Below are 18,101 nucleotides of genomic sequence, written 5' to 3' on the forward strand. Positions count from 1 at the left end.
CCGCCTCGGGAATGGCAGCACTCCCGGGACGAGGACCATGCGGAGCCGAACGAACCCAGGACCATGCGGCCGGGCGATCCACAGGCTCGGCCAACATGCGGCGAGGCGAAGACGCCAGGTGCCTTGCCGCATCCCCCGTTCACGTGCCGGATTGGGCTTGATCGTTCCGATCGCCAACAGCGTGCCGCGGATTTACGGGCCTCGTGTTGACGATTTCTGCCAGGACGTTGACCATTTGCGCCAGGCCCTCCTCAGCGTCGCCGACCGGTGGTAGCCGTCCACACGCTCAAGTGGTCCAGGCCGGTGCGCCGAGGAGTTCCTCGTGTCGCACACCACGCCGGGCCAACCTTTACGACGGTGAGGGAAGGACCCCACACGCCATACCATCGCGTTCCGAGCACGTCGTGTTCGCCCTAGTCGGCACGCGGTGGCCCTGGCCCGGCGACTGGTCGACGAGGCCCGACTCCCACACCAACAACATCGGCCCAACGACCGACCTGAGTGGATGCTGCGCAATCAGGGATCGGCCCGGAACGGACTGGAAACACGTGCCCCGATCAACGCGGGCCTGTCGATGCCAGCCGGACTCAGTGCGCCCGGCGTATCGGCCCAGATCGGTGCCGTATTCCCGATCAACGACTCGGATGCTCTTGCTCGCGGGACCGACAAGGATGGGGTCACCACCATGACGACGACCGCGTCAACCCGTTACCGCGCCGCCAAACCGTCCCGACCGGGAAGGTCCTGCGCCTGGTCCGGGATCCGCTAGCCGACCTGCAGCAAATCACCGTTGCCGCTGCCTGGCTATGGGCCGCGACGATCGTAGCGGTCGTTGGCGCCTTCTGCGGCGGCGCGGGGCTACTGGTCGGGGACAACACGGACACGCGGTTGTCCCTCGGAGCCGTATTGGCGTTTTCACTCGCAGTGCTCGTCAGCTGCGCCGCATACGGCATCGCGATCAGCCACCGCCAGCGCCAACCACGCCGACGGACATCTGTCGACGACGCGTGATTCTCAATCCGGTTTGTCAAGCGGCGAGGCTGGTTGAGTGCCGTTCTTGATAGGGGCGACTGTCGCGCAGCATGGCCCAGAGGACGTTCACGCGCCGCCTGGCCAAGGCGAGGACGGCCTGGGTGTGGCGTTTGCCGTCTGCTCGTTTGCGGTCGTAGAAGGTTCGGGAGGCGTGGCTGCGCTGGATGCTGATCAGGGCTGATGTGTAGAAGACGCGTTGCAGCTGACGGTTGTATCGCTTCGGGCGGTGGAGGTTGCCGACGCGTTTGCCCGAGTCACGCGGGGTGGGTGCGAGTCCGGCGTAGCCGGCGAGCTGGTCGGCGGACGCGAAGCCGTCCAGACTGCCGCCGGTGGCGGCGAGGAACTCTGCACCGAGCAGGTCACCGATGCCGACCATGCTGGTGATGACCTTCGCATGACGGTGACTGTGGAAGCGCTCGGCGATGAGCTTGTCCAGCTCGGCGAGCTGCCGGTCGAGCTCGAGGACGGTCGTGGCCAGCTGGGCGATGAGTTCGCCGGCCGTCGTGTCGCCGGCGACCCTGGTCTGTTGGGTCTCAGCGGCGCGCATCGCCACGGTGGCGAGCTTGTCGGCGTTGCGGACCTGGCGCTGGCGAAGCCAGAGCGCCAGGTCCCGTTGTCCGGTTTCAAGGATCGCGGCGGGCGTCTGGAACTGGCTGATGAGCACGAGCGGGCCACGGTTGGTGAAGTCGAGCGCCCGCTCGAGCGCCGGAAAGATGCCCAGCAGTCGTATCCGGAGCCTGTTGATGTTCCGGGTGCGGTCGCCGGCCAGGTCGGCGCGGTGTGCCGTGAGCATGCGCAGTTCAGCGATGAGCGGCTCATCGAGGTGCAACTCGCGCAGGTCACGTCGCATACGCGCCTGGTCGGCGATGACCGCCGCATCCTTGGCATCGGTCTTGCCCTCGCCCCGGTAGGCGCCGGACATGCGGTTCACCGCGACACCGGGCACGAACAGCACCCGTTGGCCGCGGTCGAGCAGGAACGTGATGGCAAGTGCCGCCGGACCGTCGGCCAGGTCGATGGCCCAGGTCACCGTCTCCGCCCGGGTCAGGACCGCGGCCATCAACGCGGCCAGCGCAGGCTCATCGTTGGCCACTTTGCGCGACAGAAGCCGCTGCCCTTCGCTATCGATGACCACCACGTGGTGGTGGCCCTTGCCGGCGTCGATCCCGGCCCACGCTCGCGCGACTCGCTGCATCCAGCCTCCCTGGTCAGTGTTCGAAGCGCCGTCGACGTGCTCGCCGTCCATTCCCTACGCAGCGATCGATGTCGCAGATCTCAATCAGCGGTCAAGACGTCGCGAAGCACCGGGTGGCCAATCACGCGAAGCCATCGAGGGCAGAAAACTGAGAGCCATGCCCGTTGCTCCTGGCTGCCCGGACACTACGACAGGGCCGGACGATCAAAAGGGTAGGGAAAACTGACCCTCTGCGTCGAAAAGGGGTCAATTTTCAGGCGTCGTTGACAACATCCGGCGCTGCGGAGCGGGATGGTAAGGGCTGAGTACGGCGAGGGGCTACCGACCTGCAGGGCACGCGGTGGCGCATTACCCGGCCGCCACCCTCGGCGAGCGCTCGAGCACGCAGCACTCAAATCGCTCGAAGGGCAGCGCCGCTGGCGACGGGGCCGATACGGTCGCGTACAGCCAGCTCGAACGCGCGCACTGCCATGTTGATCCAGAGCGCGCCGGAAGGCGACCGTGCGAGCGCTGATCGGCAGCGACACGACAGCCGTGGTCAGACCCAACCAGACCACTACCCACAACCCGAGCCGACGACCGGGATGCCTGTCCCGAGCCACTGACGCTCCACCGTCCAGCGAGGAAGGACCAGCGTCGGCAGCGTCAGCGGCACCGCTCCTCCGACCACGGCCACACTCGACTCCAATTTAGGCGAGCCGAACTTTGTGCACCACGGCTTACGCGGCCAACGAAATACACCGAGCCAGACCTTCGTGATCAACCACCGCCCGCCCGCAGCAGCGGGTCGTTACCCGTCGCCGCGGCAGACGCCGCGAAATCCGCGCTCACTGCAGGTTTCCTTCCATGAGTCGGGACGTTCGTGGACGGCGCACATTCTCAAGCCACCTCGAGCCGGAACGGTGGTTTGGCAGCTACCACAGCAACAGCAGCAACGGCATGGGACCGGTGACCCAGGTACGGCTCGTTCGGGTCTGGGTGCCAGGACGTGACCGGAACCGGACCAGACGAGACCGGTTCCCAGCCCTCGAGCAGTCCCCGGACTTGGTCAGCGGTGCGCAGGTGCATGGGGGCTGCGATTTGCTCGTACAGTCGGCGGACCCGGTCCTGCCGATCAGCGTCGCAGGGCGTAGGGATTGTGTGCGATACGCAGAGAAAGCTGCCGGCGGCGGCCGCCGCGCCGAATTGCGCGACGATGCCGGCAGGATCGTCGTTGTCGGCGAGGTATTCAAGCACTGCCACCAGCAGTACGGCGATCGGCTTGGCAAGGTCCAGCAGGTCGGTGACTTCAGATTGGAGTAGGATCGACCGCGGTTGCCGGACGTCACCGCGGATCGCGGTGACGTTTTGGTTTGCGGCCGTGACGTATCGGGCGTGCGCCACAACGACTGGGTCGAGGTCGACGTAGACGACCTTGACGTCTGCGTCGCTGGCGGCTGACTGCGCAATTTCGTGGACGTCGTCGCGTCCTACGACACCGCAGCCCAGGTCGAGGAACTGGCGGATGCCCGCGGCGGCAAGCCGCCGTACCGCACGTCCCCGGAACGCACGGTGGTCGTTCGCTAGCGAGTGAAAGCCTGGCCACTCGCGATACGCCTGCTCGGCGAAACGTCGGTCCGCCTCGAAGTTATGGACACCGCCGCACAGGTGATCAAATGCCCGTGCAGCGTTCGGCGTTCTCCAGTCGACGTCGTTAAGCCATTGCGGTAATGCCATCTCGTCCTCCTGCATCGTTGCCGCGCGCAGCAAACTCGGCGCATCTGTCAACCCTCGGCTGGAGCGATCACGCTATAGGGTGGTGCAGAACTGGTCGGCGACATCGCAAGCGCGTCGCTGGTTCATCGGGCCAATGACCGGGTGTCGTACGCTGACACCCAGCAGCCGCGGCGCTTTCAACGTCGGTCGGTATGCACTGGCCAGTGTTTGCCTGGCGAGCCCGAAAGCCAGCCGGGTGCCGCGTCAGTAAGGTGATGCGTGAACATTCTCAGTTCTCGATTGACTCTCCACTTAGCCGTGAGGCGGCAGAACAAGCCACACACTGGTGGTTAAATGCCTGCTTATGTCTCAGTGGCCCGGCGAATTCAGCGCTTTAAAGCGTCCATACCTACGAGGCTGGGTCAGGCGACGTCGGGTGACTGTCAGCAGTGGCCGACCGCGCAGGGCTGCGCCCGGCGTGGCTGGGCCGACGTTGGCATGAAGATCTTTCAGACTGGGCCCACCAAGCCGCCGATACGCCGGGCAAGCGCGACGAGTGTCCGCTGCCCGGCCGGAGCACGTGTAAAGCTTCGTTCGGCCTCGGCCGCATCACGACTCACGCCACGCCAAACCTCAATCCCGGTCTGAGTGAGGTTTAGTTCGACTCGGACACCGTCGTCGACCGACTCGCGACGGATCAAATCTCGATCCTCAAGTCGAGAAACCACGCCGCTGAGCGTCGCGCGATTCATGCCAAGCCGGCTCGCCGCCCGCGAACTCCGAATGCCGGGCTCTACCGCCACAACGCGGAGCACCAGAAACTCGTTCCAGTCGAGCGCATGCGGCGTGAGAGCATTCTTTTTTAGATATGTCTGTGCCAATTGAGCGACGCGCACCATGGCAGGAATCAGTGACCGCCCTGCGGCCGTTTCCGGGGCTGGAGCGAGGTCCACGGCGGTTAGCTTTCCACGACTGGTGCAGTGAAAATCCACCGCTTGGGGTTCGTACGGCCAGGTGCCCTCATGAGCTCATCGACCTCCGCGCCGGTCCGCCGTCGTTCATATCAAGCTGCGCCCACTGTGCCGAGCCGTCCCGGACCGCCAATGCCCTGGCTGGCGGCGTACTCACGTTCGTCAGCCAGATGCCGTCAACGCACTCGGATTGGGCTGAGGCGTTACCATGCTCCCCGATCGCTTCCCGATTGCACGGTCCAACGATGTCAGACATGAAACGATTGTCGGCAACTGGCAGCGGAGCCGGAACAGGCGCATGCTAGGTTGACCCCGATAGACAACGTGTTGGCATGGATGCGCAACGGCATCGATGGGAACCCGCGTTGCGTAACTGCGGCGTGAGTGCGGGGAAAGTGTCCAGACCCGATCACGCAGCAATCGGCTGGTCGCCTCATGCCACGGCCATCGCGAGCAATGCCGGCACGTGAGGCGAGTGCACCAGGTGCCGGACACACGTGTCAGAAGCGGCAGCGCGGCTGCCGATGACCCTCGCCGCGCGCCCGAGCGACAGTCGGGCCTCATGGCCGGCCTACTTGCGGCCCATCCGCTAGCCCTGGTTTCAACGAAGACGTTCAGTGCCTCTTCGACCCGGTTACACGCGATCAGGATACCCATGAACTGCAGCGTGAGCGCCGAGCAGGTGAGCCGGTCGCGCTGCGGCACAAGATCCGGCCATGGTGCGCGACCGGAAGCGAGCGGCGTTGTCGCAGGCACCCGCTCCCGGCCAGCTTGGCGAATGGATGCGGCAGGACGCTGAGAGGCGCACCGTTGCTGCACCGCAGCAGCTCCCTGATTCATCCTGATCAACTCTCCCGTCCGCACGAGCTTCGTTCGGTCGGCACTGTCAAGCCGGTCCATGTCGCCCGACATGAACCGGCGCTCGATGCAAGCTGCGGCGCGGCGTTCCGGCATGGGCCGACTGGCGTTACGGTCCGATGCGGCGGACGCAGAGCTGGACGTACTGGGCTCGGCTCTCTTCAGCCCCCAAACGGCCTGTGGTGGTCAGTGCTCGTGGCCGCGTGGAGGCCGATCGGGAACCACCACGGCCCGTTTTTCAGACTCGCCGATGGCGCCAAATGTGTCTACGAACTGCAAGCGGACAGCGTGCTTGTCCGTTTGCCGCATGGGACTTGATGCGGACAAACCGTTTGTCCGCATGAGGGACTTGTAGTCGGTCGCGAATCGCTGCCTAAGCTTGAGCGATCGGCGCGTGTTCGCGACGTATCAGGCGGCCGGCGACTACGCAAACGAGCCGCGCCGGGATCGAGAACGATCGCCCCTAGCTAGGTGCGGGCGCCCGCGGTCTAGCTGTGACCGTCAGCGTCGTGGCGGTCCTAGAGTCTGGCCCATCGCCTGCGCCACAGACGACGCGCCGCCCAACAGCCCCTCCAGGTCCACGTGATGCAGCTGGCGCACTTCGTGCTCCGCGACCGCGCGCCGCATTGGACCGCATGCGATGTTCCGAAATGCGCATTACGGCCTCGTGGACGCACCATTGGTTACGGCTACCGCAAAGGAGAGTATGTTGCCCACAACGGATGAGCCGGGCGTCCGCCACCCGGATACCCGATACCCGGTAATGCGATCGGCGAGCCGCTGGTCTTGGAAAGCAACGAATCCAGAAAGATACGGCTGGCATCGATCAGCGGACCGGCGCGGTGGTGACAGGGATGCCTGAGCCATCTCGCGTGCCGGAGTTCACTATCGCATTCCTAGTACATTCGAACCTGCCGCTGCTCGAACGAACCATTCCCACCACAATCGCGACGTTGACCGCAGCCTCGCGTCGAACCTATGATCTCGTTCTCGTCATCGACGTTACGCAGACGACGCCGCTCAACGATCTACTTACACTCTCGACGCAATGGGGCTTCGACGAGGTGAGGCTGCGGACGCGATCACGCCATACTGCAGGCGGTGATCCGCCCAACAACGGTCACGTCAATTGGATGCCGGGTAAGGGCCGGTATTTTATCAGCGTAGAGGGCGATGTCGTCGCATTCCGCTCCGGCCCTGGCGACGTGCTCGACATGCTCGCAGCCTCCTTTGAACGGTGCCAGGACCTTCAACTTGCCACACGTATCGATGATCACGAATGCTGGCAGTGGCCACTTGCCGACGTTGCTCCTCCGATGGCGCCTGGCATCCGGTCCGTTAACCGGGTGGCGTCCCACTTCCTCGTGTACGATCTGCCGCGAGCGACCAGCCACATGTGGGCGGCCGGCGGTCCGCCAGCGGACCGGTTCTACGACAGTCCGGAGCGCTGGTTCAACTATGAGGATTGGCTGTCGGAGACGTTCGCCGCCCCCGATGGGCCGGGCATCGGATACCTCGATGACCTGCCGATTGCTGTCTTCCATTGCGACGAGAAGGTGGCCCCGGGTGCTTCCGTTTACACCCAGGACCTGGAGGTACGCCTAAGGGTTTTCGAGCAACGACGCGCGGAGTGTGTGTATGCCCATGACAGCTGATCCGATGCGGCTTGTGCCCCATCCCGTCTTCCTGCTGTCGTCGGTGCGATCCGGCTCCACGCTGTTGCGTTGCATTCTGAACTCGCATCCGTTGATATACGCTCCGCACGAGCTGCACCTTCGGCGTCTCGACGCGAAGACTGACGGCGAGTACACCAAGCTTGCGATGGCGACGCTGGGATACTCGGACGAGCAGTTGCGGTTTCTGCTCTGGGACGGCGTGCTCTCGGACCTTCTTCGGCGAAGCGGCAAGTCGGTTTTCGTCGACAAGTCGCCTGGCAACGTGTTCATCCATGACGATCTCCGCCGCTGCTGGCCCGGAGCGCGCTTTATTATCCTGCGACGCCATCCGGCGGACATCGTCACGTCCATCGTTAACGCCGGCGACGGCCGGGTTGAGGCCACCGCCACGAATCTCGTACTTCGATATGGCGTTGCGCTCGACGCCGTCGTCGACGAAGTTCCCGGCACTCCTGTCGTCCGGTATGAGGACCTTACACGCGACCCAGCGGCTGTGTGCCGGGTGCTGTGCCGATTTCTAGACGTTCCATTCGACGAGGAAATGCTCAATTACGGACGCTACGATCATGGGCCGCTGATTTACGGCATCGGCGACTGGGGCGAAAAGATCCACTCAGGAAAGGTGTGCGCGCCTTCGAGTACTGCCGGCCATAAAGCGACGGGTGACCTGGCGTCGATGTGTCGGCGCTGGGGCTATGCTGTCGACGAACGCTCCAGGGCAACGACATGATGGGATGCACTCCCCACGAGACTTGCGCGTCGGCAGCGCGGGTGCTAACCGGCTTCGCGGAACCGGCTTGCATGGTGTCGCATCCTATAGCGGAGGCCATTGACGTCCACGTGACCACCCAGCCTGCTTGCACAGGTTCCGATTTCTATCCGTTGGTGGGACGCCGCTCGCGGCTGGCAGATCGATCGATGCAGATTCGAGTGGGCTTCGGTTCTTCGGACGCGCTCGTCCTTCCAAAGATGGTGCCCGGCGAAGCTGAGAGCGATTGCGATCGATGAGGAAGTTGCCTTCCCTATGAAGTATAGTTACGCTTTCATTATCACCTATGGGAGATCAGGCTCTACGCTGCTCCGTGAGATTCTGAACTCGATACCGGGGGCGTGTGTTCGAGGTGAAAACGGAAACACTCTGTACCATCTATACCGCTCTTGGTGCACGGTCAGGGATCGCAAGTGGCAGTTCGAAGGAGAGGATTTAGGGCCTGCGGATCCTTGGCACGGAATTGAAATTGTGGACGATGCGGCATATCGCAGTGAACTGACGAGATCCTTCATTGACGCAGTTTTGAAACCTCCGAGTGCAGCCACGCTCATCGGCTTCAAAGAGATCAGGTACGGTCCTGAGGACATGTCGAGAACCAACTTCTTTGACTACCTTAACTTCTTAGTGGACTCTTTTTCGAATGCCTGCCTGATCTTCAATACTCGGGACCTGAATGAGGTACTAGCGAGCGCCTGGTGGTCATCACTGCCGCAGGCAGAAGAAATACTCACCGAGAGTGATCGCAGGATACGGGAGGCCGCCGCCTGCGGCGCCTATCCATCATTCCACATCCACTACAACGACTATGCTCAAAATATGGATAATCTCGTCCCTCTATTCGATTTTCTGGGGGCATCCTTTTCGGAGCTGGCGTTGCGGCAGGTCTTTTGCCGTCGACACGCCGGTGGCGGTCGGCCGCAGGCAGAGTTGCGCGGATGGGAGTTGCGCCAGGAAGGTGCTAGCGGTGGCCCTGTGACCTCCGGCGAATGGCCCGGCCACCTGTGATCTGCAGCCGTTCTTGTAGGGACTGTCAAGACCGGCGCATAGCGGCGAAGAGCCGTACCTACTCGTCGCGCAGCCAGCGCTGACTCCCTCGATCGCTACCCGTCCAGGCCGTCTGACGGACGATCCGGCGCAGTGTTCGCCGGACCTGGCCGCGCTGGCGGTTCAGCGTCCTCAGGCGGGACGCACGCGGCGTCGGCGTGCCGCACTGTACGCCAAGCGGCCGAGTGTGCGACCACACCCGCGTCGGTCAGGGTTAGTGCATCTCACGGGAGGGAACGGTGAACGGAGCAGCCGATGCGTTTGTACGCACAAACCAGCCTGAATGTGTCTTCCGCTGCGCGGAAAGCGACCACACACGCACTCAGATGCGCATAGAGTCGATCTCCTCGCCGACCAGCAGCGCCCCCGCTAGCGAAAAGAAGTCGGGACCTACGCCAGCGTGCTGGGTAATCGCATGGATATCGCGCATCCGCCGCTGGAGGACTGAGCCGTCGTACAGCGAGGAGCTGCCGGCTAGCCGGTACGCCGTGTCCGCGACCGTCGTTGCTGCCGTGACCGCGTGTGAACTAGCAGTACGCATCCGGGCCCGATCCAGCAGGGAGAACTCCTGACCAGCGAGGGCCTTCGACCACGCTTTGTGGGCCTCGTCGTGGATCAAGGCCCGGGCCGCGCGCAGCTCGGCGTCAGCCTCGCCGAGGCGGGCCTGAAGGAGCAGCGACTCGGCGACTCGGCGGGCGCCGTACGCGGGCCGCTTGCCGCCGACGACCACCGCCACCAAGTCATCGATCGCGGCCTGCGCGCAGCCGACGGCGACGGCTGCGATGAACAACGCCAGCGGGGCGATCGGCGGGATCGAGAAGATGGGCGCGGCGACCGTCGGCACGGCGCCGAAGAGCTGGCAGGTCCGCTCCTCGGGGCAGAACACGTCGCTGACGCGGATGTCATGGCTACCCGTCCCGCGCAGGCCCACGGTGTGCCAGGTGTCGACGACCTCGACTTCCGACGCCGGCATCATCGCCAGCCGCATGAGCGGCATGCCGTTGGCCATGAACTGCCGCTCGCCGTCGCGCAGGACGGCCGCGTGCCCGACCAGCCAAGCGGCGTGTTGGCAGCCGCTGGCGAACGGCCACTGCCCTGAGATGCGGTACCCGCCGTCCACCGGCACCGCCGTCCCCTTAGGCGCATGCGAGCCGCCGAGGATGACGTCGGGGCCTGCGGCGTACACCGACTCGAACGTCGCCGCCGGCAGCAGGCCGAGCACCATGAGGTTGCTGCAGGCGATCATCACCACCCAGCCGGTCGAGGCGTCGGCGCGCGACAGGTCCTCGATCAGCTCCAGAGACTGGGCCAGGGTCAGTTCCTCCCCGCCATACCGGTGCGGCACCAACATCCGGAAGCAGCCGGCGGCGGTGAGATCGGCGACGAGGTCGTCCGGCAACGTGCGCAACTTCTCGATCTCGTCGCCCCGCCGGCTCACCTCGGGCAGCACCTCGCGAATGCGGTCGAAGACCCTCAACGCCACAGATTCCTCCCGCATGTCGATACCCGTCAGGCGGCCAGGCTCGCGTGGGCCGCAGCCAGACGGCGCATTCCCTCGGCCAGGGTCGCGCCGTTGCGGGCCAGCGCCACCCGCAGCAGGGCGGCGCCCTCCTGCTGATCCGCCCAGTGGAACTGCTGACAGGGCAGCACGTGCACGCCGCGCTCGTACAGCCCGCGCCGGGTCCGGTCAGCGTCGGCGGGTGAGCGGAACCGCAGCCGGCCGACGCTGATCCGCGACCGCGGGTCGAGCAGTTCCACGCGGTCTAGGCCGCCGACTGCGTCCGAGACGATTCGCCGGTTCTCGGCGATGAGGCGGTGGAGCTCCGCGAGCCCGCCCTGCGCGGCGTCGACGGCGAGCATCTCGATGAGCGTCAGCACGAACGGCGACACCGCGAGCAGCACGTCACTCAGGGCGTGTTCGACCTCGGCGCGCATGCTCTCGCTCACCGCCACGAAGCCGAGCTTCAGCTCCTGCATCGGCCAGAGCTTGCCGGTGTCCTCGATGACGACGTAGTCGACGCCCGAGTCCTCCAGCACTGCATAGTGGTCGAACTGCGCCCGGAGGTCGAAGCCGCGGAAGGACACATCGAGGCAGAGGAGTAGGCAGTTGGCGGCACAGGCTTCCGCCAAGCGGCGCAGGGCGGGCTCGTCGAGGACCCGTCCGGTCGGGTTGTTGGGCGTGGTGACGAAGACGCACGTCGCGTTTTCGGCCAGCGCTTGGGATAGGTCGGCCTCGGCGCATGCGTCCTCGGACATCGGGATCATCGCGGCCTGCCGGACCAGGATGTCGTGGATGTTGTCAAACGTTGGGTGGATGAGCGCCACGCGATGCCCCGTCAGCACGTTCGCGACCGCCATCGTGGCCACGGACGAGGAGTACACGCTGAAGACCCGGCCGCTGTCGAGCGGCGCGCGGGCCTGGCCGAGCGTGCCGAGGAACGCGGCCTGCGCCCGTCGCTCGATCTCGGCCAAGGGCTCTACTGCGGCGATCTCGAAGAACTCCGGCAGCCGGCAGATCAATTTGGCCTGCGACCCGGTCGGGTCCTGCCGGGGATGGCCGTCAGAGAGATTGATCGGCGAGTCGATGGCGCGCTGCTCCAGCTCGGTCAGGTTCAGGGCGGTACGCCGCTCACTCACCGTTGCCCCCCGCGCTGCTCACATTCGGTCCGATCCAGCGCGAGGCTGGGCTGACAATGCGCTCGCGCCGCTCGACGTACTCGACCACATGCGCTGCCCACCCCACCGTCCGGGCGGCGGCGAACGTGCAGGCGAAGAGGTCCTGCGGGATCCCGACGCCGGACAGCACGCCGCCGGCAAAGTAGTCCACGTTGGTGAGGTTGGGCCGGTCGGCGTGCCGACGCGCGAGCTCGCGTAGCGCCACCTCCTCAACCGCGCGCGCGACGGCGTGATACTCGGGATTCGCGTCCTGGCAGACGTTGGCCAGGATCCGCGCGCGGGGGTCGTAACGGCGGTACTCTCGATGGCCGAATCCCATAAGCCGGCCCCTGCGACTCAGCAGGTCCAGAACGAAGGACTCGGCGTGCTCGGGGCCGCCAACCCGCTCCAGCATTCGGGTGGCCTCGACCGTCGCCCCGCCGTGCGCGGGGCCTTTTAGCGCGCCGACGGCCGCGACGATCGCCGACCACAAGTCGCTACCGGTGGAACCGACGATCTGCGCAGTGAACGTCGACGGGCTCAACGCGTGGTCCGCCGTCACGACGAAGTACGTCTCCAGCCAGCGCACCTGGGCCTGGTCCGGTTCGCGGCCGTGGAGCTGGTACAGGAAGTTGGCCACGTGCCCGAGGTCCGCGCGGGCATCGGGGAGCGGCAGGCACTGCCGGTGCCGGTGGTACGCAGCGACCGCGGTCGCCGCCGTGGCCGTGACAGCGACGGCCTCGGCCGCGGTCGGCCGCACGACGTTGCGCTGCGCGCCCTGTGCCGACAGCACGGTCCGCAGCGCGTCCATCGGATCGGCGCTCGCCGGAAGTCCTGCGAGCGCGGTCAGGGCGGCGGCGTTGAGCTCGCGCTGCTTCGTCAGCTCGGCCGTCGTCCCCGCGAGTTCCGCGGAGTCCGGCAGTCGGCCTTGCAGCAGCAGGTAGACGATCTCCTCGTAGCCGCGGTCCGCGACCTCATCGATGTGGTACCCGCCCCGGTAGATCAGCTGGCCGTTGGCGCCGTCGACGTGGCTGATCTCCGTTTCGGCGACGATGACGCCCTCCAGCCCTGACTTGAACGGGGTGTCCATGCCTGCACCCGCCTACCGACCAGTGGCCGACAGCAGTCGGCCCCCGGCGATAGTCTCGGCGAACGAGAACCGGTAGCCGCCGAGCACCTCGACGGGCTTGAGCAGGCTCACCTCGTCGTGCGGCGAGTCGAAGATCGTCAGCTCCGCGTCGCCGGCCCAGACGTTGTCGATCCACTGGTCTGTGCTGCCGCCGGTCACCAGCTCGTCCACCCCGGCTGTGGCCGGGTCCCACGACGGGAAACACCGGCTGTGCACCAGCGGCGCGAGCATGAGCGCCGGGGCCGGGGCCGGCGCGGTGAGGGCCACCCGCGCCTCCACAAGACGCCGCTCGCCGGCCGCAAGGGTCCCAGCGAACTGTGCCCCGGCACCGTCCTGCGGGGTTGCGCGACCGATGCCGAACGCACGCGTGATGCCGATGCTGCCCATCTTCTTGGGATACCCCTGGATCAGCCCCCGAACGAGCGAGAAGTCCTTGTCGACCCAACAGAATGGGCAGCGTGCCACCGGCTCACCTTGCCAGGTCGCGGCGAGGGCGACGTAGCATTCGCGGTACTGCGAGCGGACGGGATCCAGCAGTTCCGTGGCGTCGTCCGTGCAGGACTGCCAGTCCCCGAAGATTGCGGCGGCAAGGCCGGGACGGTCGCCCGGCTCGAGCCCCGGTGGCATGAATGAGGTGACGACGTCGGGGTCGGCGAGGTACTCGACCATGACGACCTCGCCGGAGAAGTGCCACGGCGGCGGCGGTACCAGCGATGATCGCCCCGATGGCGAGAGCGGAAGGGTGTACCCGAAAAGCGTCACGTGGCTGTCCAATTCAGCGGAGGGAATCGTTGAGGAACAACTGCGGGCTCACACGATGAGCCGCGAACCCGGTGCCAACCGCAAGTCGCGCGACTTGCGCAGGTCCCGGGTGATGTTGAGGCGCCGAAGCCACCGGTCCGTGCCGTCGTACCTTGCCCGGAACGCCGATCGGCCGTGGACCACCTTGTAGTTGTCAATGAAGCAGAGGTCGCCCGGGGCCAGCGCGAGTCTCTTCAGGCCCGCGCCGACCGAGGCCCTCAGCGCCGCGAGCGCGTCCGCGGCATCCCGGTCGCCGTCGGCCGTGGACGTGTAGTGCTGGTCGAGCCGCATGTACGGCGACGCCAGTTCCCCGAACAGCAGCGGGATCGGCTCCGGCTCCTGGAGCATGCGCGCGATCCGCTGCCGGGCCCGCTCCCGCAGCTCGGCCGGGATCTCCATGTTCGGGGCCTCCGACGTGCCACACAGGTGCGAGCCATCGGGCACAATGCGGAAACGCGGCTCGAACAGCACCGGGTTGCCGCGCACGTCCGGGTCGACGTCGTGCACGCAGGCGAACGTGGTCTCGGTGCGATCCGGGTTGCGCAGGCACATCAGCCCGAGGTAGTCCGCGCGTAGCGGGTGGAAGGCGTCCTCGGTGTGCCAGGTCAGTGGCGCCTCGCTGCCGGAGGCCAGCTGCTCGGTCTCGTGGCCGGGGATCGGCGCGATGGTGTGCATGATATGGCCGGCCTGCTTGGTCGACCACGCGATTGGCGAGCCGAGCAGGCTGGCGCAGAGGAAGAAGAAGATGTCGCTGGCGACGGTGGCTGGCGTCGACGGCCGCTCCCGCCAATGCTGCGGCGTCGGCCCGAGGGCTGCGTCATCGACCGGGTAGTTGCGTACCAGGCAGATGCAGGCGGACTCGTGCATCCGGAACCGGTTGAGCCGGGCCCGCAGCGTGCGGGGCAGCTCCTGCGCGCAGGTATCGGCCGAGTCCTGGAACGCCGGGTCCTCGACGCCGCCGTGGCGGCCGGCCAACTCGGCGACCAGCGCTGTGGCCGCCGACCGCTCGCCCTCGTCGAGTTCGACGACGTCCATGTGCGGAGTTGTCATGCGCCCTCACCAGGTTCGAGTTCGTGGATCTGCCAGCCCAGTTGCTCGGCGACGAGGCGCACGAACCGGGTCTCGCCGCCACCGCGCAGGGCAAGGATCGCCCCGGGTACCCCCAGGCGGTGTGCCGCTGCGGCCAGCGCGGCGATCCGCGTGCGGTCGCCAGCCGCGCCGTCGTGGAGGTTGTCGCGGCCGTCGGTGACGACCAGGACCAGGGGTGTGGCGCAGCCGCTGTACGCCCACCGGTCCGCGCACAGCGACAGTGCGCGCTGGACGCCGTCGACCAGCGGCGTGCGGCCCTTCGGGCGCAGCGACATGATCAGGTCGGCGGCCTGCCGGGTCTGCCGGCTGAACGGCACTGCGACGTGCGCGCGGCGGCCGCCAACGACGACCAGCGCGGTACGGTCGCCGCGCCGTGTGGCGTCAAGGACCTCGCACAGCAGCGCGCGGGCACGCGCGAACGTGCCGTCCATCGCCATCGACCAGGACGCGTCCAAGACGATGACGAGCCCGACGCTCGGCCGTCCGGTCCGCACGGAGCGCACCAGGTCCGTCGACCTCAGCCGAAGCGGCAGCAGCTCGGACCGGCCGACGCCGGATGCCAGCAGGCGCAGCGTAGCCGCGACTATCGTCGGCACCATCGCGACCAGCCCGTGCGCTGCCCGGGAGGTCCGGCCGGGCGACCCGCCGGTGCGCCCCTCCGCCTCGATCACCAGTGTCGAAGCCGCCGCGCCGAGCCGGGCCAGGGGCGTAGCGGTGACAGCGGCGTGGTGGCCGGGAAAGGTCAGGGGTCTGGTCAGGCCGCCGCCATCGGCCCTTGCCTCGACCACTCCGACGTGGGGCTCGGCGTCGTCGGCGAGCACGTACTTCGGGCCGCCGGACCCGCCGGCGACGCCGTTACCGCCCCCGTCCGGCGGATCGAGGCGCCCGCCACCGTCGGGTCCGTCGACCCCGCCGTCCGGCGGGTCCTCGCCGCCGTCGAGGGTCGGCCACGGCTCACCGTTGGCGCGTAGGAGATCCTCCACCGACGCAAGGTCCTCGCTCGGCAGGAGGCGCGCGACGATCTCGGCGAGCAGCTCGCAGGCGTCGCTCGTGCGGTGCCGCAGCGCGAACACGGCCGCCAGCGCCATGTCGCGCGCCGTCACCTCCGTGCGCAGCCCGAGCGCGGCGCAGGCACTCGCCGCGCGTAGGATGACGAGGTCCGCGCGGTGGCTGGCAACGCCGAGCCCCGCGGTCAGCGAGCCGATCTCGGTAAGCAGCCGGTCCGGTAACGTCACGCCAGGCAGCACCGCCCTCGCCTTGACGACGCGCTCGGCAAGGTCCCGGTCGAGGGCCTGGTAGCGGCGCCGTCGCTCGGGTGAGCGTTCCAATTCCAGGTGGCGGACCAGCACTCGGACCCGCAGCCGCAGATCGCGGATCGCCTCGACGTCGATGCTCAGCCCGAACCTGTCAAGGATCTGCGGCCGCAGGCCACCCTCGCCCGGGTTCATCGTGCCAATCAGCGAGAACCGCGCCGCGTGCGTCACCGACACGCCGTCGCGCTCAATGTGGTGCACGCCCGAGCTCGCCGCATCGAGCATCGCATCCATGAGGTGGTCCGCGGCCAGGTTGACCTCATCGACGTAGAGGAAACCGCGGTTGACCTCGGCCAGGATGCCCGGCGACAGCCGTCGGCGGCCGTCGTGCAGCGCGGCCTCGAGGTCAAGCGTGCCGAGCAGCCGGTCCTCCGTCGCACCCAGCGGCAGCGTGATCATCGGCACTGGCCGCTGTACGACCGGCAACTGCCCGCCGTCGTCCCGCCGCGCCAGGCACGCCTCGCACAGCTGCGCCGGCACCGCAGGGTCGCAGTTGAACTCGCAGCCCTCGACCACGTCGATGGGCGGCAGCAGCGACCTCAACGACCGGACAGCGGTCGACTTGCCGGTGCCCGGCTCGCCGCGGATCAGCACCCCGCCGATCGTCGGATCCACGGTGGTCAGCAGCAGCGCGGTACGCAGGCTCAGCTGCCCGACCATGCCGCTGAACGGCGGGCCCCCACCGGCCGACCCGGCGTCGCGCTGCCTCATATCGACACCTCACGCTCGTCGGAGCGCCACCCTGGCATGCGCTCGGCGTCCTGCAGCCGCTCGCCCCGCCGCACCACCTCCAGGTCGAAATCCCGCCCCGGCTGCGCGCGCTCCAACGCGTGGTCGAGGAACTCCTCCTCGTCCACCGCCAGCATGTTGAGCACGGTGTCGAGGCTCGCCGGCCGCCGGCCGTCGCTGGAACGGCCCAGCGCCACCGCCTCATCCTTGGTCATGCGGCCCAGGCGGGTCTCCAGCGAGCCGATGCGGGCGCCGCGGCCGTATCCCTCCTTCACGAACCGCAGGTAGTCGTGAGTGCCGACAAGGAAGCAGTCGAACTTCTCGTACTCGTGGCCGGCCGGGACGCCCTCCTGGATCGCGCCCTGCCAGCCCAGCTCTCGGCTGATGACCTCGACCTGCCGCCGCTCGTCCCAAAGCACGTAGTTGCTCATGAAGAGGGTCCGCACGTCGGCGGCGGCGATCTCCTCGCGGCTCGGGAACGCGAACGGGGCAAGCGTCCGCGGATCGACGTCGGGGAGCGCCGCCGTCATCCGCTCGAAGCTCACACCGGTCGTGAGCTTGTACCAGTCGTCGTCCATGACGTCGGCTTCCGGCGGGTCGGCGTACGTCCGGCCGGGGTAGCTGTAGTACTCGCTGACGCTGTGGGCGTACACCACAAGAGGTATGCCCATCTGTATCGCGGTGCGCAGCGGGAATGCAGCGATTCCGGCGGTGCAATGCCAGCAGACCGTGCCGGCGAGCCCGAGCCCGGCGCGCATGAGCCGCTGTACGATCGGCATCGGCGGGCGCAGCACGATCTGGTCCACCCCGAGCCCGTCGATCACCCGCCGACAGTTGTCCCACGCCTGCTGGCGGATGAAGCGGTTGTCGATGGTGGCGGCGAGACAGCGCAACCCGAGGACACGCGTGAGGTAGTAGAGGACGTACGAGCCGTCCTTGCCGCCGCCGAATGACACGACGACGTCGTACGGGCCACGCCCGCGGATCTCGTCCGCGATGCCGACGAGCGCGCGCTCCCGCTCTGCCCAGTCGATTCCGTTGTGCTTGATCTCGTGATGCCGGCAGACCGAGCAGATGTCGGCGTCGTCGAACGTCACGCTGCGCCTAGTGTCCGGCAGGCCACAGCGCTCGCACATCCGGGG

General features: G+C 67.0%; 13 protein-coding genes. 3 read left to right on the top strand and 10 right to left on the bottom strand.

From position 1 onward, the window contains the following. Positions 1–1,027: 1,027 nt before the first annotated feature. From ABD901_RS53700 to ABD901_RS53710, 3 genes are all read right to left on the bottom strand, one after another. On the bottom strand, positions 1,028–2,227 hold the full coding sequence (locus ABD901_RS53700) for an IS110 family RNA-guided transposase (protein ID WP_345142825.1): 1,200 nt from the start codon (positions 2,225–2,227) through the stop codon (positions 1,028–1,030). 879 nt (positions 2,228–3,106) lie between these two features. Continuing rightward, a complete protein-coding gene (locus ABD901_RS53705; protein ID WP_345142764.1) occupies positions 3,107–3,958 on the bottom strand; it encodes an SAM-dependent methyltransferase in 852 nt (283 codons plus the stop codon). Between the two features lie 473 nt (positions 3,959–4,431). Next, positions 4,432–4,875 carry a MarR family winged helix-turn-helix transcriptional regulator gene (locus tag ABD901_RS53710; RefSeq protein WP_345142767.1) on the bottom strand — a complete coding sequence of 148 codons (444 nt, stop codon included), beginning with the start codon at positions 4,873–4,875 and terminating at the stop codon, positions 4,432–4,434. A 1,730-nt stretch (positions 4,876–6,605) separates the two neighbouring features. On the opposite strand from ABD901_RS53710, the gene ABD901_RS53715 reads away from it, so the two are divergent. The 3 genes from ABD901_RS53715 (at position 6,606) to ABD901_RS53725 (ending at position 9,204) form a co-directional block, all read left to right on the top strand. After that, complete coding sequence (locus ABD901_RS53715) at positions 6,606–7,406, top strand: hypothetical protein (RefSeq protein ID WP_345142770.1); 801 nt, start codon at positions 6,606–6,608, stop codon at positions 7,404–7,406. Next, on the top strand, positions 7,396–8,157 hold the full coding sequence (locus ABD901_RS53720; protein ID WP_345142773.1) for a sulfotransferase family protein: 762 nt from the start codon (positions 7,396–7,398) through the stop codon (positions 8,155–8,157). The genes ABD901_RS53715 and ABD901_RS53720 overlap by 11 nt, the downstream gene beginning before the upstream one ends. A gap of 294 nt (positions 8,158–8,451) precedes the next feature. After that, entirely contained in the window at positions 8,452–9,204 is a 753-nt protein-coding gene (locus ABD901_RS53725) for a sulfotransferase (RefSeq protein ID WP_345142776.1), read from the top strand. A gap of 361 nt (positions 9,205–9,565) precedes the next feature. Here the strand turns inward: ABD901_RS53725 and ABD901_RS53730 are convergent, their stop codons facing one another. Genes ABD901_RS53730 through ABD901_RS53760 form a run of 7 tightly spaced genes read right to left on the bottom strand, consistent with a single transcriptional unit; the run spans position 9,566 to position 18,095 of the window. Beyond that, entirely contained in the window at positions 9,566–10,741 is a 1,176-nt protein-coding gene (locus ABD901_RS53730) for an acyl-CoA dehydrogenase family protein (RefSeq protein ID WP_345142778.1), read from the bottom strand. A gap of 11 nt (positions 10,742–10,752) precedes the next feature. Next, positions 10,753–11,880, bottom strand: a complete 1,128-nt coding sequence (locus tag ABD901_RS53735; protein WP_345142780.1) for an aminotransferase class I/II-fold pyridoxal phosphate-dependent enzyme — start codon at positions 11,878–11,880, stop codon at positions 10,753–10,755. Continuing rightward, positions 11,873–12,988 carry a citrate/2-methylcitrate synthase gene (locus ABD901_RS53740; protein ID WP_345142783.1) on the bottom strand — a complete coding sequence of 372 codons (1,116 nt, stop codon included), beginning with the start codon at positions 12,986–12,988 and terminating at the stop codon, positions 11,873–11,875. The genes ABD901_RS53735 and ABD901_RS53740 overlap by 8 nt, the downstream gene beginning before the upstream one ends. Before the next feature lie 12 nt (positions 12,989–13,000). Beyond that, positions 13,001–13,789, bottom strand: a complete 789-nt coding sequence (locus ABD901_RS53745) for an acetoacetate decarboxylase family protein (RefSeq protein ID WP_345142786.1) — start codon at positions 13,787–13,789, stop codon at positions 13,001–13,003. Positions 13,790–13,837: 48 nt separating this feature from the next. Next, positions 13,838–14,878: a guanitoxin biosynthesis L-enduracididine beta-hydroxylase GntD gene (gene gntD / locus ABD901_RS53750; RefSeq protein WP_345142789.1), complete on the bottom strand. Its 1,041-nt coding sequence runs from the start codon at positions 14,876–14,878 to the stop codon at positions 13,838–13,840. Beyond that, on the bottom strand, positions 14,875–16,941 hold the full coding sequence (locus tag ABD901_RS53755) for an ATP-binding protein (protein WP_345142792.1): 2,067 nt from the start codon (positions 16,939–16,941) through the stop codon (positions 14,875–14,877). The genes gntD and ABD901_RS53755 overlap by 4 nt, the downstream gene beginning before the upstream one ends. After that, complete coding sequence (locus ABD901_RS53760) at positions 16,938–18,095, bottom strand: N-acetyl sugar amidotransferase (RefSeq protein WP_345142828.1); 1,158 nt, start codon at positions 18,093–18,095, stop codon at positions 16,938–16,940. Before ABD901_RS53760 ends, ABD901_RS53755 begins: the two co-directional genes overlap by 4 nt. Positions 18,096–18,101: the final 6 nt, after the last annotated feature.

It is taken from the genome of Dactylosporangium darangshiense, assembly GCF_039537565.1.
GTDB classification, from domain to species: domain Bacteria; phylum Actinomycetota; class Actinomycetes; order Mycobacteriales; family Micromonosporaceae; genus Dactylosporangium; species Dactylosporangium darangshiense.